The 19,797-nt window shown below is 54.6% G+C and carries 14 protein-coding genes; 5 read left to right on the forward strand and 9 right to left on the reverse strand.

Going from position 1 to position 19,797, the window contains the following annotated elements:
• Nucleotides 1–12 precede the first annotated feature (12 nt).
• On the reverse strand, nt 13–1,503 hold the full coding sequence (locus TERTU_RS20705; RefSeq protein ID WP_015817396.1) for a xylulokinase: 1,491 nt from the start codon (nt 1,501–1,503) through the stop codon (nt 13–15).
• Nucleotides 1,504–1,941: 438 nt separating this feature from the next.
• Here TERTU_RS20705 and TERTU_RS20710 point away from each other — a divergent pair, with 438 nt between their 5' ends.
• The gene (locus TERTU_RS20710) at nt 1,942–2,688 is read left to right on the forward strand and encodes an NUDIX hydrolase (protein ID WP_015819460.1); all 747 of its coding nucleotides are present in this window, start codon (nt 1,942–1,944) and stop codon (nt 2,686–2,688) included.
• Nucleotides 2,689–2,748: 60 nt separating this feature from the next.
• On the opposite strand, the gene TERTU_RS20715 is transcribed toward TERTU_RS20710, so the two are convergent.
• The 6 genes from TERTU_RS20715 to TERTU_RS20740 all read right to left on the reverse strand — a co-directional run bounded on the left by TERTU_RS20715 (nt 2,749) and on the right by TERTU_RS20740 (nt 10,172).
• Nucleotides 2,749–3,822, reverse strand: a complete 1,074-nt coding sequence (locus tag TERTU_RS20715) for an efflux RND transporter periplasmic adaptor subunit (protein ID WP_015820009.1) — start codon at nt 3,820–3,822, stop codon at nt 2,749–2,751.
• A gap of 14 nt (nt 3,823–3,836) precedes the next feature.
• Complete coding sequence (locus TERTU_RS20720) at nt 3,837–5,090, reverse strand: ABC transporter permease (RefSeq protein ID WP_015820442.1); 1,254 nt, start codon at nt 5,088–5,090, stop codon at nt 3,837–3,839.
• Between the two features lie 3 nt (nt 5,091–5,093).
• A complete protein-coding gene (locus TERTU_RS20725) occupies nt 5,094–6,350 on the reverse strand; it encodes an ABC transporter permease (protein ID WP_015817259.1) in 1,257 nt (418 codons plus the stop codon).
• A gap of 4 nt (nt 6,351–6,354) precedes the next feature.
• A complete protein-coding gene (locus TERTU_RS20730; RefSeq protein ID WP_015817714.1) occupies nt 6,355–7,035 on the reverse strand; it encodes an ABC transporter ATP-binding protein in 681 nt (226 codons plus the stop codon).
• A 146-nt stretch (nt 7,036–7,181) separates the two neighbouring features.
• Nucleotides 7,182–8,912: a glycoside hydrolase family 43 protein gene (locus TERTU_RS20735; protein ID WP_015817345.1), complete on the reverse strand. Its 1,731-nt coding sequence runs from the start codon at nt 8,910–8,912 to the stop codon at nt 7,182–7,184.
• Between the two features lie 66 nt (nt 8,913–8,978).
• On the reverse strand, nt 8,979–10,172 hold the full coding sequence (locus tag TERTU_RS20740) for an endo-1,4-beta-xylanase (protein ID WP_015819954.1): 1,194 nt from the start codon (nt 10,170–10,172) through the stop codon (nt 8,979–8,981).
• Nucleotides 10,173–10,676: 504 nt separating this feature from the next.
• Here TERTU_RS20740 and TERTU_RS20745 point away from each other — a divergent pair.
• The 3 genes from TERTU_RS20745 (at nt 10,677) to TERTU_RS20755 (ending at nt 15,565) form a co-directional block, all read left to right on the forward strand.
• Nucleotides 10,677–13,568: a glycosyl hydrolase 115 family protein gene (locus TERTU_RS20745; RefSeq protein WP_015820695.1), complete on the forward strand. Its 2,892-nt coding sequence runs from the start codon at nt 10,677–10,679 to the stop codon at nt 13,566–13,568.
• 217 nt (nt 13,569–13,785) lie between these two features.
• A complete protein-coding gene (locus tag TERTU_RS20750) occupies nt 13,786–14,841 on the forward strand; it encodes a glycoside hydrolase family 43 protein (protein WP_015819027.1) in 1,056 nt (351 codons plus the stop codon).
• A 70-nt stretch (nt 14,842–14,911) separates the two neighbouring features.
• Entirely contained in the window at nt 14,912–15,565 is a 654-nt protein-coding gene (locus tag TERTU_RS20755) for a putative glycoside hydrolase (protein ID WP_015819761.1), read from the forward strand.
• A gap of 138 nt (nt 15,566–15,703) precedes the next feature.
• Here TERTU_RS20755 and TERTU_RS20760 read toward each other — a convergent pair whose 3' ends face one another.
• Nucleotides 15,704–17,950: a xanthine dehydrogenase family protein molybdopterin-binding subunit gene (locus TERTU_RS20760; RefSeq protein WP_015818259.1), complete on the reverse strand. Its 2,247-nt coding sequence runs from the start codon at nt 17,948–17,950 to the stop codon at nt 15,704–15,706.
• Nucleotides 17,943–18,416 carry a (2Fe-2S)-binding protein gene (locus tag TERTU_RS20765; RefSeq protein WP_015818828.1) on the reverse strand — a complete coding sequence of 158 codons (474 nt, stop codon included), beginning with the start codon at nt 18,414–18,416 and terminating at the stop codon, nt 17,943–17,945. Before TERTU_RS20765 ends, TERTU_RS20760 begins: the two co-directional genes overlap by 8 nt.
• Nucleotides 18,417–18,599: 183 nt before the next feature.
• Between TERTU_RS20765 and TERTU_RS20770 the strand changes: the two genes are divergently transcribed.
• A complete protein-coding gene (locus TERTU_RS20770) occupies nt 18,600–19,739 on the forward strand; it encodes a GGDEF domain-containing protein (protein WP_015818352.1) in 1,140 nt (379 codons plus the stop codon).
• Nucleotides 19,740–19,797: the final 58 nt, after the last annotated feature.

Consider the following 19,797-nt stretch of genomic DNA (forward strand, 5'->3'; position numbering starts at 1 on the left):
AATTCGCTCGACTCAGTTGGCGACTGGCAAGGCCTCAACCCAGGCGCTGTAGGCATCCTGGTATTGGGCAATCAATGCCGGATTAGGTTCGATCACGCCGGTTTTAGTCAGACCAGCAAACGCTTCAGCCGGGCTGTTGTAAAAACCGCAACCCATGGCTGCTGCGCGCGCAGCGCCCTCTGCGCCGTCGGTTTCGTACTCTTCAACCGCCGCCTGCGTGGTATTGGCGAACGCGTGTGCAAATACTGGACTGAGAAACATATTACCTTTGGCCACGCGGACCACTTCAGCGCTGCCACCCATGCTCTTGAGTACGTCAAAACCCTGGTTGAGGGCAAACACAATACCTTCCTGCACCGAACGCACCATATGTCCCAGGCCGTGACGGTTCAATTCCAGCTTGGTGAATTGGGCACCAATATTCCGGTTTTGGAAAATGCGTTCAGCGCCATTGCCAAACGGGTGGAAAATCAAACCTTCACTGCCAACCGGCACGGCTTCCGCCGCTTTGTTCAACACATTGTAGTCGACGGGAGTGCCATCGAGACTCAGAACCTGACGCAACCAGCTGAATGAACGGCCGGCGCCGTTTACGCACACCAAAACGCCATTGCGTTTGGCTTCTTCGCTGTCAGTAACATGCAAAAAGGTATTTACACGCTGCTTTTCGTCAGACGCGGGCTGATCGATAACCCCGTAGATAACCCCGGAGGTACCGGCCGTCGCGGCAACTTCGCCCGGCTGCAACACATTCAGGCTGAATGCGTTGTTGGGCTGATCACCACCGCGATAACAAATTTTTACGCCAGGTCGCAAGCCAAGCTCGGCTGCGGCGGCGGCGCTGACTTCGGACTGTTCGCCAATACTGGGCACCAGATCAGGAATAACGTCCGCGGAAATGCCCCAGTGGGCGAGAAGTTTGTCGGCGACTTTCTGGTCTTTAAAGTCCCACAGAGTGCCTTCGGACAAGCCCGATGCCGTCGAGTTGATCACACCAGAAAGTTTCATCGCGACATAGTCGCCGGGCAGCATGATTTTGTGCACGCGGGCAAAGGTTTCAGGTTCGTTTTCCTGCACCCAACGCAATTTCGCCGCAGTAAAATTACCCGGAGAATTCAGCAGGTGACCGAAACAGTAGTCGTTACCCAGTTCGTTAAATGCTGCATCACCGTAGGGTACCGCGCGGCTGTCACACCAGATAATGGCAGGGCGCAGTACTTGTTGCTCGCTGTCGACCATCACTAGGCCATGCATTTGGTAGGAAATGCCAATGGCTTCGATTTTGCTCGCATCGACGTTATCTGCGCTGAACAGCTTCTTGCTGCCCTCGACGATACAGTTCCACCAAGTCTCTGGGTTCTGCTCCGCCCAACCGGATTGAGGACTGGCGATTTCCAGTTCGGTTTCCGGATATTGGGTGGAAGCCAGTGCTTTTCCGCTGTTGCCATCGAGCACAGAAAGCTTGACCGATGAACTGCCGACGTCGATTCCAAGAAATAACATGTTTTACCCTGTTTAGAAGAAGTGAAGTGAACCTAGAGAATGCTAATGCAACTAACGACGGCACCCTTAACTTGACAATCACCGCGTCTCAACAAAAGATTGGCTTTTGGCGGGTTAGGCGGGGGCAGCATTATACTCTTATTGTCGATTTGACCACAACAGAACCACGCGCTCCCGTTCTAAAAAGCTGTCGTATTTTACCTGTCTGCGGACAAACCGCGTTATTATGGCAAACTTGATTGCGGTTTTCTGCAGTCGCCCGGAGGCTTTTTCGCACCGCTAATGCCGTTTTAAGCCTGGTTTCGAGCCAGCACTCGGCCTATCGCATGCCAAAACCGGAAATATATAACATTCGGGCAACGGCTGCCCCGCCAATCTGTCGTTCACTTAACGACGGTCAAATAATTAATCAGGACAAAACTCAGGGCTTTATTTAACGTGTCGCACAGCTTCGAACATGGTTCCGAAATAATCCAGGAAGACGAAGAACTCGAACCCTTTCCCCCGCCCGAAGGGGTGATGCGCGGGCTGTCTATCGACAACCTGATTTTTGGGCTCGATGGCAATGAACTGAAAATATTGCTGATTAAACACGGCGAAGGTATCCGCAAGGGACATTGGGCGCTGCCCGGAGGCTGGATTAAGCTCGAAGAAGACCTGCGCGAAGCGGCAACGCGTTTGTTGAAAGACCTCACCGGGATCAGCCACCCGTATCTCGAGCAGTTAAAAACCTTCGGTAAAGTTGATCGCTACCCGGCAGAGCGCGTGGTTACTATCGCTTATTATGCCCTGGTGAGTGCCGACGATTACGCGTTGATGGCGGGCTTCAGCGCATCTGATGCGGCCTGGTACAACATTCACGACACCCCACCTGTGGTGTTCGACCACCAGCACATTCTCGATTACGGCATCGACTTTTTGAAACATCAGGTACGACACAAGCCCATTGGCTTTAATTTGCTGCCCGAGAAATTTACCCTGCTGCAATTACAGGAATTGTACGAGGCGATTCTCGATATCAAACTCGACAAGCCCAATTTCCGACGCAAAATCATGAAAATGAATCTGCTAAAGCCCTGCAATGAAAAGCAGCAGGGCGTTGCCCACCGCGCCGCCAACCTCTACCGCTTCGACAAAGACGCCTACGAGAAACTCACCGAACAGGGCTTTACGTTCGAGGTGTAATTGATTGAGGTCTAGTCGATCGAGGTGCCGCTGACGAAGGCACTACCGTCAGCCACGGCCTTAGCGCACTTTCAACCGGGCGTCTTTCGCTATGCCCGATACAATCTCGATATTGATCCCGTCGGAAAGCCCAGTCACCACCTCGCGGCGCTCAAATTCCTGTGGTGCCGTTTCCACCTCCACATAGGTTTTACCATTTTCCACTAACAGCAGCCGCTCGTTAATGGCGAGTACCTGGTCGGCACGATCGAGCACGATATCAGCGGTCGCGCTATATCCGGCACGCAGGAAGTGGTCTTTGCGCAGCGTCACTGCCGCGCGAATTTCAAATTTGATGGTGCCCTGGTCATCGACCCCCTGGGGCGAAATATATTCAAGCTTGGCTACAAAAGGTTCTTTTTCCATCGCGCCTATATTCAGCAGTAAATCCATGCCTTCGCTGATTTTACCCACTTCCGACTCGTCCACCGTACCCTCAAAAATCATGTCTTCCATATTGGCGACGGTGGCAATGGTCGTACCGGCGTTAAAGGTGTTGGTTTCCGTCACGAAGGTGCCTTCCTTCACCGGGATATCCAGAATCAACCCCTGCAGCGTGGCTTTTACCTGATTCGAAATTTTGCCGGCTTTTTGCGATGCACCCTCGCGCACAATCGCCAGCGCGTTTTCGGCGGCGTCCAACTCTTCTTTTTGCAGATTAAAATCGTACTGGTATTTGTTGAACTCGAATTCGGGAATTAACTGGTCTGCAAACAGGCTTTTCTGCCGCGCCAACTCGGTGTTTGCATTGTCCAGCCGCAGTCGTGCCGTTTCAACCCGCGACTCTGCCGCCACCAGGCGCTCCATATTGGGGATGATTTGGATTTTCGCGATCAGCGCATCCTTCGCAATTGGCTGGCCAGCTTCGACATAAATCGTTTCCACCACACCGGATACCTGCGACTTTACCTCCACCTCTTTGCGCGGAATAATTTTTCCGGTCGCCACCGTTTTTACAACAATGTCCGTAACAAAGGGCTGCTGAGTCTCGTACACCACCGGCTTCTGTTGCGATTTCTGGTACAGAAAAACGGCCGTCCAGATAAACACCCCGACCGTAGCGACCCCAAAAAAGATGGCAATAAATTTCTTCATGTTGTTATCTCTTGTTATTCGTCCTGCAGGGCGATCACCGGATCGACCGCCGCCGCCTTCCTGGCTGGCAATACGGCGGCGAGAGCACCGGCAATGACCAGTACCAGCAACGCCACCAGCGCCGTAGAAAAATCAATTTGTGGATTAATAAAGGTGCCGGGCCCGGCTTGCGCGCGGCTGGCGAAGGTATCGATCAGTTGCAGTGTCAGCACCCCGGCGACCAGGCCGCTGTACCCGGCGACCACCGTAATCACCAGGGACTCCTGAAGCACCATGCCGACAATCGAATTCGGTGTCGCGCCCAGCGCTTTGCGTACCCCGATTTCCCGGGTGCGTTCGGCAACGGTAATCAACATGATGTTTCCCACCCCCACCGCGCCCGCGATAATGGTGCCCACCGCCACAAACCAGCTAAACATTTTGATGCCGGTAAACAGGCCTTCCACTTTTTTAACGTCTTTGTGGGCGTTGTAGCTGCCGATAACGCCCCAGTCCTGCGGGTGCACCTTGTGGCGCTCTTTGAGAACCGAGAGCACCGCTTGTTCAACCGCCTCCGGCTCAAAACCGGGCCGGGTGGTTAAGGTAAACACATGTATGCGGTCGCCTTGATTAAAGGTTTTACGCAGGGTGGAGTGGGGCAGGAATATCTTCGACATGTCCCGCTGCGCCCAGCCGTTGAGCGCCTGCGGCCGCACCACCCCGACCACTTTGAATTTCACACCGGCGACTTCAATCATCGCGCCAATGGGATTTTCATCTTGCGCAAACAGCACTTCCTGAACGCGCTCGCCAATCACCGCGACCTTGCGCAATTGCGCGAGATCCAACTCATTCAGCAGTCGCCCTGCAAGAAGGTCGTAGCCCTTGGTGACCATTTCCACGGGCCAGACACCCGAGGTCTCAAAAGAATCGTTGCGGCTGCCGTGCACCGTAAACTGCGACCCCATGCCGTTGCCGGGTGCGATAACATCCAAGCCGGGTACCTGATTGCGAAGCGCAGCGATGTCGTCGTCATCCAAGCGGACACTGCGGCCTTTGGACAAGCCTTTGTAGGGCATGCTGGTGGGGCGGCCCGACCAGACGTAAATACCATTTTTGAGCGACATGCTGGCCTCGGCACCATTGCGCAGACCGTTGCCCACGCCGACCAGATTCACCAGCATAAAAATGCCCCAGAACACCCCAAACGCGGTGAGCAGGGTGCGCAGCTTGTGACGGCTGATACTGTCGTAAATTTCCTGCCAGAGATCCACATCGAACAACGGCATCGGCTATTCCTCGCGCATGGCTTCGATGGGGAGAATTTTCGCGGCACGCATTGCCGGCGCCAGCCCGGCCAGGGCACCGCACACCACCAGCAGAATCACCGCCTTGGCCGCGATCCACAAGTCCACTTCCGGGCGCTCAAAATACGCCAGGTTTGCCTTGCTCGCTACCAGCGCCTGGTTCACCAGCTCCAGCAGGCCCACGCCCAACACCAGCCCCAAATAGCCAGCCACCGCAGTAAGCAACACAGATTCACTCAATACCATGAGCACCACGCTGGTCGGTGTCGCCCCCAGAGCTTTACGCACCCCAATTTCGCGGGTGCGATCTTTCACCGTAATAATCATGATATTGCTGATACCCACAATCCCGGCGGTGAGCGTGCCCAAACCGACAAACCAGATGAACACCCCAATGGCACCGAACACTTGCTCGACCTGTGCCATTTGGCGCGCGTAGTTAAACACGTTGATTGCCCGGGTATCGTCCGGCGACACCACATGGCGTTCGCGCAACAACGCGACGACTTTTTCCTCGAACGCAATCGGGTCGAGGCCTGGTGCCGGGGTAAGGGTTATCTGGCCGATTTTGTTGGCTCGGCCAAAGGTTTTTTGGAAGGTGGACAGCGGTATGTACACCCGTTCAGACATGCGGCCTTCGTTGGCCTCATCGTGAAACACCCCCACCACTTGAAACACAATGCCATGGAAATTAATTTCCTTGCCGAGCGGATTCACGCCGCTCCCGAAAAGGCGATCGCCGACCACCGTGCCCACCAGGGCAACCCGTCTCGCATCGCGCTCGTCCAGACCGTTCAGGGTGCGCCCGTAAGGGTAATCAATGTACTTTTTAATCCGGAAGAAGTCGTCTGCCACCCCGTACACACCGAAGTTGGCCGACTGATTTTTGTAGGTGATATTGACCGTGCGCTGCCAGCGTTCGCCCGCACGATTTTCCGCCGAAATATATTGCACGCCCGCAATATTCTGCTGAACAGCGGCGATATCGTCTTCGGTAAACTCGATCAGCCGCCGAGGTGGTCTGCCGTGATAGGGCAGGGCGGTGCGCCCGGCACTGATCCAGATACTGGTGCGATCATCGCTGCCAAAACTGTTATCGGACGCATTCGACAAACCGCGCCCGGCGCCCAACAACAAGATCAGCATAAACACCCCCCAGAACACCCCGAATGCGGTGAGGAAGGTGCGCAGCTTGTTCCTGCTCAGGCTGTAGTAGATTTCCTGTAGTCCGTCAAAAAACACAGCGTCACCCGGCCGTGGCACGATCTTCGATTATCTGACCGTCTTTGAGGTGAATTAAACGCTGTGTTTGCGCGGCAATCTCGTCTTCATGGGTGACGATAACAATGGTTTTGCCGCTGCTGTGGACTTGCTTGAACAAAGCCATGACTTCATCGGAAGTTTTGGAATCCAGTGCGCCGGTAGGTTCGTCGGCGAGAATCACCTGCGGGTCGGTGATCAGCGCGCGCGCCAATGCCACCCGCTGCTTCTGGCCGCCGGATAGTTCACCCGGATGGTGATTCGCTCGCTCCGCCAAACCGACGCGCTCGAGATACTCGAGTGCCATTGCATTGCGCTTTTTGCGAGAGACTTTCTGGTAATAGAGGGGGAGGGCAACATTTTCCTGCGCGGTTTTGAACGGCAGCAGATTAAACGACTGGAACACAAAGCCAAGATAGCGGTTGCGCAGTTGCGCGGCCTGGGATTCGCTCAATTTGCCAATCCGCTGCCCCGCCAGTTCATACACGCCACTGTCGTGGCGATCCAGCAAGCCGAGAATATTCAGCAGAGTGGATTTACCCGAACCGGAGGAACCCATAATGGAAACAAGCTCACCCTCGCGGATGGACAGGTCCAACCCCTTGAGCACTTGCAACCGCTGCGCCTCATCCCCGTAGGCTTTGCAGAGATTTTTGATCGTTATCATTTGTTATCTTGTTGTTTACGCGAAGTCCGCGTGAAAATTTCTACAAACTGTATCGCATAATAACGACGTACAAGTAACAAAAAGATAAAAGTCCCTTCCAGAAGATAGAACCAGGCAAAAAAAGCTACCCCAAGTACGGGTGCCAGTTACCCCCCAGACGGTAAAATAGATTCTGCCGTTCTCGCGTGAATGCCTACCTGTGTACCCACAAAGCCACCCGCCCACTGCGTACTGAGCACGCGCGCATCGTGGGCGCGGCCAATGAGTTCGCGGGCATCGCCCTCAGGTTGGTAGTAAAAGCTCAATTTATTGTCTTTGGATACGACTTCAAGGGTAATCCGTCGCGTTGGCTTTACTGGAAACACTTTGCTGGAAACGACATCCACCGGGCCTTGCGACGCCTTCTCGAGTACCACACGGTAGTAGGTGCCTGATTTTTTCACTGCCAGAAAAAAATGTGCTGTGTCATTCTGAAATAAGGCTAGCCCGCCCAGAACACCTTCGTTTTCCGGCAGATCCATGTTCAGCTTAGCGGTAAAATCCTGGTGCTGTTGCCTACGACCGATAAACGCCGGTTGATTGCGTCCGTCCAGCCCCTCAGGTAGCGCCTTCAGCAACACGCCACCGTCATCACCTGGCTGCAACCAACCGCGGTTATTAGAGCGCAAGGTACTCCAGGCGTAACCCAGTTCACCGTCAGTAAAATAGTCCCGCTGGGTGAAGTTACCGGTCAGCGGCACCGCATCTTGCGTGCGTGGCAAGCCACTGGGCGCGGTAACATGGTAGGGAATTTCCGCGGCTGGTGCGGTAATGCGCGGCCAGCCCTTCTCCCAGCTCACCGGCAGCAAAAACGTCTCCCGTCCAGTGTTGAAAAACGTTTTGTCGTAATTGCGCGTCGCCAGAAATACGGCCCACCATTCCCCGCTGGCTGTTTGCACCAGATCCGCGTGACCGGCAGTCGCAATCGGATTTTCGCGGTCCGCAGGCAAGTCGCGCTGAGTGAGAATCGGATTGTCGGCCGCTGGCACGAAAGGTTCCGTCAGCTTGCGGCTGCGAAAGATCACTTCAGAGTGATCTTGTGAAGTGCCACCTTCCGCGCACATAAGGTAGTACCAGCCATCAACTTTATACAGGTGCGGCCCTTCGATCCAGATCGGCTCCTGGCTGATGTCCACGCCACCGTTCACGATCACCCGGCCGGAATCTGGCAACACCTTCATTGTCCCCAGATCCAACTCCCATATCCAGATCGCCCGGTGCCCGTTGTAGCGGGGCTGTTCGTCTGGTGCACCGTTGTGCGTGATGTAGACACGGCCATCGTCATCGAAGAACATCGAGGGGTCGATACCCTGCACTTCTGGCAGAAGAATCGGGTCGGACCACCCCTCTGCCGGGTTTTTGCTGGTAACGATGAAGTTGCCAATGCCGTCCACATCGGTGCTGATCACGTAGAAGGTGCCGTCGTGATACCGAATCGTTGACGCGTAGATACCGCGCGAAACGCCTTTGCCGGTCATATCCAGCTGTGATGTGCGCGTCAGGACATGCCCTAACGGCTCCCAATTCACCAGGTCGGTGCTGCGAAAAATGGGGATGCCCGGGGTGTAGGCAAACGAAGACGTCACCAGGTAAAAGCTGTCCCCGGCGCGGGTAATGCTGGGGTCTGGGTAGAAGCCCGACAAAATGGGATTTTGGTATTCGCCGGCGGCCAATGGTTGTTCAAATACCTCATCCTGGCCCTGGTATTCGAACCAGTTTACCTTGAGCGCATGCTCGGCGAAATTCCCAGGGTGGACACTGGGCTGGGGCTCACTGCCGCAAGCCACTATTGCGAAGATCACACACAAACCCACGGGCAACCAACGATAAGATTTCATCTCTTCTACCTATTTTTATTATGTTTGAGCGCGCCCAATCGCATTCCTTTCTCGGGCGCTCACTGGTCAGGGCGCCTCGATTAACGCATCAGCAAATCCCTGCAGTGCTGGCTTGGGCGTAAAGTCGCTATTAAAAAGCACGCCAAACTCCAGGCGGCTCGTATTTCGATTCAACCAGCTGTCGGCATCGGTAATGCCCCACACGGTGATACCACCGCGCGACGCAGCCGGCACGGCTTCCAAATACGCACTCACCAGCGCCTGATAGCGATCAGCCAGCGCAATTTGCATTTCTGGCGTCAACTGACTGATACGGTCGGTATCGAGCGTACTGCGCGCTACATCCATCTCGGTCAGTTTCACCTTCAAGCCACGGCTGACGACTTTCGCCAGGGCCTGTTTAAATGTGCCCACGTCGGGGTAGTCCATATTCACATGCATTTGAAACCCGATGCCATCAATAGGCACGGAGTTCGCCTGCAATTCATCCACCATGGCAAGAATGGAGTTCAGCTTTGATCCGTTATTTTCCATGCCATAGTCGTTGTAATACAAGTCCACATTTGCCCCAGCGGCACTGCGGGCCGACGTAAACGCTCGTGCGATATAATCGTCGCCCACGCCCAAGCGCCATACGCTATCACGCAATTGCGAACCGCCACCGTCCAGAAAGGCTTCGTTGACCACATCCCAACTCACCACATTGTCGTAATTCTGCGCGAAGTGCTCAACAATAGTGGCGATGTGATCATCCATCATCGCCTGCCAGTCAGCCTGGGTACCGGCGAAGTTATTGATCCAGTCTGGCTGTTGCGCGTGCCAGATCAACACATGTCCATGTACCACCAGCCCCTGTGCGACGGTATAGTCCATCAGGGCATCCGCGTTAGCGAAATCGTACGTCTCCTGCTGCGGGTGCAGAAGGAAAGGCTTCATAATATTTTCCGGTGTAACCGTATCGAAATGCGCTTCAACAATGGCCTGCCGAGGCGTACTGGTAAGAATGGAGTTAATAGCGCCACCCGCTTCCACGGCAACGCCGATTGGCATATCCGCCAAGCTATGTAGATGTTCGACGGTGATTTCCGGCGTCGGCACCGGGGTCGGTGTTGGCTCCGGTGTAGGGGTTGGCGTTATCACCGGATTTTCCGGCACTGGCACAGTGGTTTTACCACTGCCACCGCAAGCGGAAAGTGCAAACAGAATAAGAGCAAATACAACTGATTTAACAGCGAGGAAGGAATACATACAGGCTTTCAAAGGGTGGCTCCAGGTACAACAAAAATCCTGATTCGATAAGCGACGCTAACGAGATTGGTTAGACAGTGTAGGCGCTTGGTTAAAGATTAACCAGATTCGCATATAAATTAGTTATAGTCAATTAAACTATTAGACTCTCGTTGCTGACCTTGCCAGGGTGTGATCGAGTCCTTGATCTACGCCGTCACTAAATTTTCCTCGGCCTTATCAACGTCAGTTTACACTTGTATACAACACTCGGGTAAATTAACCTGTTTAGCGTTAGCAGCTTTATCCCAACAGTTTTTGGGCTAGGCTTAACGCTGGAAAAACAAAAGTTGCTGGCGAACCGGGGTTCCTCCCCGCCAGGCAGGAGCACGCCATGTTATATGACGCTCCGCCAAATTTGACGCTTAAAGCAGAATAACAAGGGCACGGAGGACACTCATCAGGGTGTGAGCCGGGCCCGGTCAATCAACCCTTATACCGGATTCTCTCGCAGTAAAATGCCTTAGGAGCATACTAATGGTGGCAAGTACACGCATCAGGTTTTGGTTAAAAGCCTGTCTATGTTTTATTTTCTTTTCCAGTTTCTGGTCGACCAGCAGCTGGGCATCACTCGGTGAAGCCAGCTATATCACGCAGAATCCCAAGCGGGGTTCTCTGGTACTGGTCGATGACAAGCAACAAGCCACCCTCTTTGTCGACAACGGTGATTTCAAAGGCGTCGTCCGTGCAGCCGGCGATCTGCAGTCAGACATTGAGCGCGTCACTGGCAAAACGCCCAAAGTTGTGAATGACGCCACCACCCTGAAAGGTCAGGCAGTCATTATTGGCACCATTGGCAAAAGCCCGGTTATCGACAAGTTAATCGCGGATAAGATTATCGATCCCGGTCGCATCGCCGACAAATGGGATGCCTACCATCTGGAAGTGGTCAATAACCCACTTCCCGGCGTCGACCGCGCACTCGTCATCGCCGGTGCAGATAAACGCGGCACTATTTATGGTATCTACGATGTGTCCGAGCAGATCGGCGTGTCTCCCTGGTACTACTGGGCAGACGTGCCAACGGAACACAAAGACGCGCTTTATGTACTAAATAAAACCCGCGTTCAGGATGCTCCCAAAGTGAAGTACCGCGGTATTTTCCTCAACGACGAAGCACCCGCACTGTCCAGCTGGGTGGCGGCCAATCACGGCAACTACACCCACGAGTTTTACGTAAAAGTGTTTGAGCTGCTGTTGCGCCTGAAGGCGAACTTCCTGTGGCCGGCTATGTGGAATAACGCCTTCGCCGACGACGATCCACAGAATATGATTCTCGCCGACGAGTATGGGATCGTCATGAGTACCTCCCACCACGAACCTATGATGCGCGCCGACAAAGAATGGAACCGTCACGGCAAGGGCGTGTGGGAATACTCCTCTAACCCCGAAAACCTGTACGACTTCTGGGTCGACGGCGCCAAGCGCAACAAAGACTACGAGAGCATTTACACTCTCGGCATGCGCGGTCAGGAAGATAAGCCCATGAGTGAAGGGGAAAACATCGGCCTGCTAGAGAAAATCGTGCACGATCAGCGCGAGATTCTCGGCAATGTTTTCACCGACCAACCACTCGAAGAAGTGCCCCAGGTATGGTGTCTGTACAAAGAGGTACAGGCTTACTATGAAAAAGGCATGCGTGTCCCCGACGATGTCATCCTGCTGTGGACTGACGATAACTGGGGCAATATACGCCGCCTGCCAACCCCGGAAGAACGCAAGCGCAGCGGCGGCGCCGGGGTCTACTACCACTTCGATTACGTGGGTGGCCCGGTATCCTACCGCTGGATTAACAACACGCCCATCTCCCGCATTTGGGAGCAGATGAACCTGGCGTACAACTACGACGCCAACAAAATCTGGATCACCAACGTGGGCGACCTTAAGCCGATGGAGTTTCCCATCGAGTTCTTCCTGCGCATGGCATGGGACCCGGAACGCTGGCCCCAAACGCGCTTACAGGAGTTTGGCCGACTTTGGGCGGAGCGTGAATTTGGCCCTGAGTACGCAGCTGAAATCGAAGCCTTAGTGAGTGGTTACACGCGTCATAGTGGCCGCCGCAAACCAGAGCTGATCAAGCCCGACACCTATAACCTGCTCAACTACCGGGAAGCGGAACGGGTAAAAGCGGAGCTGGAGGATCTGGTGGTTCGCGCTGAAGCACTGGCGAAAAAAATCCCTGCTGACAAGCAAGACGCTTACTTTCAGCTTGTGCTCCACCCGGTTAAAGCAACCGCCACCGTCACTTTGCTGAACATCGCTGTAGGTGAAAACCGCCTGTATGCGAATCAAAGTCGCAACAATGCCAATAATTATGCAGAGAAAGCTCTGGATCTGTTCGCCCAGGATGCCGCGCTGAAGGATAAATATCACAGCATAAACGGCGGCAAGTGGAACAACTTCATGAACCAGCCGCACATCGGTTACACCAACTGGAACAACCCGGAAGGGGACCAGATGCCGGTAACTTACGATTACATGCCAGGCAACTACGCAGAAATGAGTATTGCTGTGGAGGGCAACCCCAACATCTGGCCAGACAACGGCGGCCAGGCATTGGCATTCGACCAAAACGGGCAAGATTCACGCTGGCTCGACGTGTATAACCGGGGTACGCGCGAATTCGGTTACACACTCACGCCAAGCGACGACTGGATCAAGCTGAGTAAAACTGGAGGCAAAACCAAGGGCACCGAGCGCATTACGGTTTCCATCGACTGGAAAAAGCTGCCAGAAGGTACGTCCACCGGCAGCATTGGTGCCAAAGGACCCAGTTGGAACCGCGCACGTATAAAAGTAAGCGCATACAAACCCAACAAGTCACTGGAACGCCGAGCCAAAGGCTTTCTTGAAGCCGACGGCTATATCGCTATCGAAGCCGCCAGTGCCAGTCGCGGTAGTGCCAGTAAAGGTATCGCGTGGACGGAGATCCCCGGTTACGGTCACACCCACAGCGGCATGACGCCACTGCCGGTTACCGACCAGGTCTTTGAAGATCCAACACAGGCACCCTATCTGGAGTACGACCTCACTTTCTTCAATAAAGGTGAGTTTGATGTCAATCTGGTCATGGCGCCCAGCTGGCCCATTTTCCCGGGTCGCGGCTTGCGTTACGCTATTGCGCTCGGCGACGAAAAGCCGCAAGTGGTGGATTTCCTCGAAGGCTTCAATGGCACCGATGGCGCGTGGGGCAAGGTTGTTTCCGACAACCGCCGCATCAGCACCAGCCGCCATACGGTGGAAGAACCCGGTCGCACCAAACTGCGTATCTATATGGTTGACCCGGCGGTCACCTTCCAGAAAATCATGATTGATACGGGCGGCCTTAAGCCCAGCTACCTGGGACCACAGGAAAGCCCGCGCAAGTAAGTACCGCCTACTGCACAGCGCGCTTTGTCTCCGGGCTTGCGCGCTGTCCTCTCAAACTGGCGGGTTATTCCGCCAATCCCACCTATACTTGCAGTGTGAACTTTCTCGCTGAGCCCGATCAAATTTAGACCAGGGCGGTCGGATTTCCCGTTGGGTACCGACTATAAATCTGCTTTAATTGGCGCTTGTATCCGCCATAACAATGAGACACTCGACAATGATTAAAAGGACTCTTCTCAGCGTAAGCCTTATTGGTCTGGTCAGTTGCGACAGGGCAACCGAGGATGTTCCACCCAGTACCTCCGATATCAAAGACAGCGATTACATCAGTGCACCGCTTATCACCGACATCTACGCCGGTGCGCCTTCTGCACGGGTTTTCGACGGGCGCCTGTATGTTTACCCCACCCACGATGGCGAAACGGCTTCCGGCAAGCCCGAACATGTGGACTATCACGTGTTCTCCATGAACACGGTGGGGGGTGACATTCGCCACGACGGGCCGATTATGCATGTCGGCGATGTGCCCTGGGCCCGCGATCGGCTGGGTGCACCTGACGCCATTGAGCGCGACGGCACCTTCTACCTGTATTTTCCTGCCGAAGATGACCGCGGCGTATTCCGCATCGGCGTCGCCACTGCGGACAACCCGGCAGGGCCATTCCAGCCCAGGCCCGACCCTATCGCTGGCAGCTACAGTATTGATCCCTGCATTTTTGAAGATGACGACGGTTCCTACTACCTTTATCTGGGCGGTATCGGCGACGGCCAATTACAGCGCTGGCTGGGCGACAGCTATCTCGCCGCTGATAATTATCCACAGCCGCGTTCACCAACGTTGATGCCGCGCATGGCCAAGCTCAATCCGGATATGGTTTCGTTAGAGCACCCGCTGACGGAGATCGCACTGCAAGACGATACCGGCAACCTGGTCAATTTTGGAGATACAGAGCGACGTTTCGGCGGGGGCACCTGGGTGCATAAATACCACAACACCTACTACCTGAGCTGGTCCAGCGGCGACACTAACCTGATCCAGTACGCCACCAGCAACAACCCTTACGGGCCTTTTCGTTGGCAGGGCAAGCTTGTAGAGGCGGTAACCGGCAATACCACCCAACATGCCATCACTGAATTTAACGGCAAATGGTACCTGTTTTACCACGACATCGGGCTGTCCGGACAGGACCATCTGCGCAGCCCCAAAATGACTGAACTTGTCCATCGGGCCGACGGCAGCATTGCTACCATCGACACCTTTTTGGGCGACTAGGCTCGCGCCAGTGGCGTATCACCCGCGGGCTAAAAATAACACTACCAACATAACAAGCGGAGGCGTGACCATGATTCGCACTACAACAAAAGCCCTTTGGATTGCTGCACTGTGTTTGGCAAGCACCTGGTTTGCACCAGTAACCCAGGCAGCCGATAGCCAGCAGCTTAATCCGGATTTTTTCTATTATTTTAATGGCAATATCGTGGGGCCACGGGGATTTGCGGTGAGTGATCCCGATAACTGGAACGGCATACCTGCTCAAAATTTTACCGCTGAATCAAAGGGCAGAAAACTAAAGATGGAGCCTACAGACTATAAAGCTAAAAACGACGCGATACACGTCACCTGGAGCCACAAAAAGGTCAAAGGAACGCTCGCGCTGAATGGCCCGGCTATGGACTTGGAAAAATATAAAGATCTCACCGCACTTGCTTTTGATGTACGTGTAGATCAGAAACCCAGCAAAGATGTGCAGCTCGGCATGGACTGCGGCTACCCCTGTCGTGCGGAAGTACCGATAGCTAGGAAACTTCGTGAATTTAAAAAGGGAGAGTGGTCTCTATTATGGATGCCGCTTAATTGCTTCAAAAGCGACGACTTTGATCTTACTAAAATCAAAGGCCCCTTCCTGCTTAGTACCGACGGGAAAATGACAATTGGTATTGCCAATATTCGTCTTGAACGACTCCCAGCAGGTTTTCCTGGCTGCAAAGAAGAGTAAAGATAGTTTTCGATGTAAAAAAAAGGCGCCTAAACGGCGCCTTTTCCATTTTAACGGCTGACTTTAATCGCGGACTACAGCTTCAAACCACACTTCAAAAATACAAGCCAAAACCACAACTGAAAACCACACCGCAAACTACACCTCCAGCTCGCGCGTAACCGGCATATGGCGCAACCGACGCCCGCTCGCGTGATAGATCGCATTCACCAGACTGGGCAACACCGGCGGCAGGCCCGGCTCACCTACGCCACCTGGCGCTTCGTCGCTGGCGATAATATGGGCATGTAATGGCGGAACCTGAGGCATACGTGCCACCGGGTAGTCGTGAAAATTGCCCTGTACAATCGCGCCGTCGCGCACGGTGATCTCGCTGATCGCCAGACTCAAGCCCATAATCATCGCGCCTTCCATCTGGGATTTCACTCTGTCTGGCGTAATGACGGTCCCGGTGTCGATCGCTGTGTGCATTTCCAGCACGGTCAGTTTTTTGCCAACCACTCGAACTTTGGTCGCTGCGGCAACATAGGAATTGAAACTGGTGGCATAAGCAATGCCCCAGCCCTCGTTGTCCGCCGCCGCTTTATCGGCGCCAGACAAGCGCACCACTTCGCGAATAACATGCTTCATGCGTGCTGTTTTCAGCGCGTACTGGGGTTTGGGGTTTTGCCCGTAGTTGCTCCAGCCCTCAAATCCCTCGGCACCAGGGTCTACAGTGCGGTCTTCACCAATTAGGTTGTACCACATTTGCGCTGTCGAAATTCCGGCCTTTTCCGCCAGCTCATCCACAAAGCACCCCCGGGCAAAGGCATTGTGAATGTTTTGCACCGCGCGGAACCAGCCAATGCGCAAATGGGTTTTGACCTTGTTGGTTTCGCAGCTAAGGTTATCGAGCTGGAAGGGCAGGTCGGCAAAGTTCTGCGACAGATTACCGGTGTCCGGCTGGTCAGTTTCAGGGTTAAAAATCCAGCCGATCTGCGGATGTAACACCCGCTGAACCCAGAAGTCCGCACTCTTTTTCGGCGTCACTTCTGCTTTAAAATAGTTCGCCGCTATGGAATGGTAGAAGCCATGTTTGACGTCATCTTCCCGCGTCCAGACCACTTTCACTGGTTTGCCAGTTGCCTTGGTCAGCTCGACGGCCTCGATTGCGAAATCGTTTTTACCTTTGCGACCGAATGCGCCCCCCATGAGCACCTGATTAAATTCCACCCGGCCGGTGTCTTTTTTCGGGTCCCAGCCCAGTTCCTGACAAATCAGCGCCTGTCCCCACTGCGGGGTCTGGCTGCCCGTCCACACCACACACTTATCGCCCTCAAGCCAGGCCGTGGCGGATGGGGTTTCCATCATCATATGGTGGTGATAAGGCACAACGTAAGTCGCTTCAACCGTATTAGCGGCGTCGTACTTGTGAGCGTAGACATCGCCAGCGGCACGCACGGCAATGCCTTGCTTTTCAACGCCAGCAATCAGCTCTTGCGTGTAGCTGTCGGTATTATGGCTCGCGTTCGGGCCCAGATCCCAGGTCACCTTTAATTTTTTGCGGCCTTCATGAGCGGCCCAGGTATTAGTTGCCAGTACCGCTACACCACCCACCGGGCGAGTATTCATCGGCGCACCGCGATCTTTGAGGCGCACCACATCCACCACCCCAGGCACCTTCTTCGCTTCGCTGGCGTCGAAACTTTTCACCTTGCCCAGCACCACGGGCGGTCGCTCAATACTGGCGACCAGCATGCCTTCGCGCTGAATATCTTGTGCGTACTTGGCACGGCCGGTAACGATCTGGTCTTGAAAGCGAATGCCAAAATCTTTGCCGATATATTTGAAATCCGCTGGATTTTTCAGGGTAACGGATTCGGCATCCGGTACCGGCAATTTCGCCGCTTTTGCCGCGAGTTCACCGAAACCCAGTGTTTTACCCGATACTTTATGCACCACCCCGTGGTCTTTCGCTGCGACCTCGCTAACGGCCACACCCCACTGCTCGGCGGCGGCCTGCTTGAGCATTTCGCGCGCCACCGCACCGGCGCGGCGAATATCCTCGTAGTACTCGCGAATCGACGCGGAACCGCCCGTGCTCTGATCGCCAAAGCCGCTGTTGCCCGGCGCCAGCACCACCTCGACCTTGTCCCAGTCCGCCTCCAGTTCGTCGGCAATCATCTGCGGCGTACTGGTGCTGATGCCTTGACCCATTTCCGCGCGATGGCTGGCGATAGTAACTCTGCCATCGGTGGCAATGCTCACGAACAGGGTGAGTGCGCTACCCATGGTTGCAGGCGCCGCAGCACCCAATGACGGTTGCACCCCCAACACTAGAGCGCCGCCGATCAAGCCCGTTGTTTTGAATAGGCGCCGACGATCCAATTGCACCACATTAACCATGCTTCACCTCCTGAATCTGCACGCCCGCTTGTTTAATCGCCTTTTTAATACGGGGGTAGGTACCACAGCGGCAGATATTGCCCTGCATCGCGGTGTCGATATCCGCATCAGAGGGAGAAGGGTTGCCAGCCAGCAGCGCCGCCGCACTCATCAGTTGCCCGCTTTGGCAGTAACCGCACTGGGGCACTGAATTGTCCAGCCACGCCTGCTGTAAGGGATGAAGCGTATCTCCGTCAGCCAAGCCTTCAATCGTGGTGATTTTAGTGCCTTGAACTGCCGAGACAGGGGTTAAACAAGAGCGGGTCGGGCTGCCGTTGATGTGCACCGTACAGGCGCCGCACTGGCCGACACCGCAACCGAATTTGGTGCCGGTCATTCCGGCGATATCGCGCAGCGCGTAGAGCAGAGGCATATTGGGGTCGGCATCCAACTCCAATGACTTGCCGTTTACAGTAAGTTTAATCAAGGCGGGGGTACTCCTTGTTGTGGGGATTCGAGGGGAAAAGACGGAATTTAGCGGCTAATTATCGGCCATCATCATACAAGTGTAAGTGAAATCCGGCGTTCGACCAGGCTCTGCTATGCTCAGGGTAAATGAATGTTTTCTGCACAATTTCTTGCGCCTCATCCATCGTGAGGAGAGCCAGCCGTGATATTTCACCACGCCCTTGAATGTGATGCCAACCCGGTATTCCGATGGGACAAAAACCTGGAAACCGGGATTGATATTATCGACGAACAGCACCAGCGTCTGGTGGCGCTAACCAATCGCCTGGCCCATTGCCTCATGGTAGGGTCGCCAGCAGACGCCGACCATATTTACGCTGATCTAGCCGACTACGCAGGCTATCACTTCGCCACCGAAGAGGCTATCTGGGAAAAATATCTCGCTGGCGACGCCTGGTTTAGCGCGCACCAGCGGGAACACGCGCATTTTATTCCGAGCCTGAACAGGCTGAGTGGGAGAGACGAAAACCTCGACGCAGACCAGGCCATCGAGCGCACCTTTCGTTTCCTTGTACGCTGGTTGCTCTGCCACATATTGGAGGACGATAAAAAACTTGCCGACGCAGTATTGGCGATCCAGAGCGGACTCGACCCGAAAGCAGCCAAAGCGTTGGCGAAAAGCCGGGCGAACAACTTGCTCACGGTATTTGTCGATACACTGTTGAATATGCACAGCCAGCTGGCTAGCCGCACGCTTGCCTTGCTGCGCGAGCGCGCGCAGCGCAATGACATTCAAAACAAACTCGAAGCCACTAATCGCGAGTTGGTGAACCTGGCCATTACCGACCAACTCACTGGCCTGTTCAATCGGCGTCATTTCGACACCGTACTGCAGCGGGAAATCAATCGCGCGCGGCGTCAGCGTAACTTTCTCACCCTGATCTATCTCGATATTGATGACTTCAAAAAGCTAAACGACACTTACGGTCACGCGCAGGGCGATCTGGCCTTGCAGGCGGTGGCAAAAGTCATAACCAAAAGCAGCCGACGCAGTGCGGATTTTGCTTTTCGGGTTGGCGGCGAGGAGTTTGCAATTCTGTTGGCGAACACTCAGCCAGCCGATGCAGAGATCTACGCAGAACGCCTGCGCCTCGCCGTTCTGGCTCGCGAAATTCCCAACGAACACGCGCGTGCAGCACCACTGGTAACCTTGTCACTTGGCGTATTTACCCATCTGCCTTCCGCCGGCGATACCCAGGATTTGTTTTTGGGCCAAGCGGATGCGCGCTTGTACGCGGCCAAATCCCAGGGCCGCAATCGCTGGATCAGCCGGTTGCCCTAACGAGCGGCACCTTCATTCACCCCACCTGCGCTAAGCTCTGACGCCTTTTCCGCTATCC

Origin of the sequence: Teredinibacter turnerae T7901, assembly GCF_000023025.1 — a bacterium.
Classification (GTDB): Bacteria; Pseudomonadota; Gammaproteobacteria; order Pseudomonadales; family Cellvibrionaceae; genus Teredinibacter; species Teredinibacter turnerae_B.

Bases quoted from the DNA above. Each gene is read 5' to 3' on its own strand.
- TERTU_RS20705 (WP_015817396.1), bottom strand. From the start codon at position 1,503: ATGTTATTTCTTGGAATCGACGTCGGCAGTTCATCGGTCAAGCTTTCT.
- TERTU_RS20715 (WP_015820009.1), bottom strand. From the start codon at position 3,822: ATGAAGAAATTTATTGCCATCTTTTTTGGGGTCGCTACGGTCGGGGTG.
- TERTU_RS20720 (WP_015820442.1), bottom strand. From the start codon at position 5,090: ATGCCGTTGTTCGATGTGGATCTCTGGCAGGAAATTTACGACAGTATC.
- TERTU_RS20730 (WP_015817714.1), bottom strand. From the start codon at position 7,035: ATGATAACGATCAAAAATCTCTGCAAAGCCTACGGGGATGAGGCGCAG.
- TERTU_RS20735 (WP_015817345.1), bottom strand. From the start codon at position 8,912: ATGAAATCTTATCGTTGGTTGCCCGTGGGTTTGTGTGTGATCTTCGCA.
- TERTU_RS20745 (WP_015820695.1), top strand. From the start codon at position 10,677: ATGGTGGCAAGTACACGCATCAGGTTTTGGTTAAAAGCCTGTCTATGT.
- TERTU_RS20750 (WP_015819027.1), top strand. From the start codon at position 13,786: ATGATTAAAAGGACTCTTCTCAGCGTAAGCCTTATTGGTCTGGTCAGT.
- TERTU_RS20755 (WP_015819761.1), top strand. From the start codon at position 14,912: ATGATTCGCACTACAACAAAAGCCCTTTGGATTGCTGCACTGTGTTTG.
- TERTU_RS20760 (WP_015818259.1), bottom strand. From the start codon at position 17,950: ATGGTTAATGTGGTGCAATTGGATCGTCGGCGCCTATTCAAAACAACG.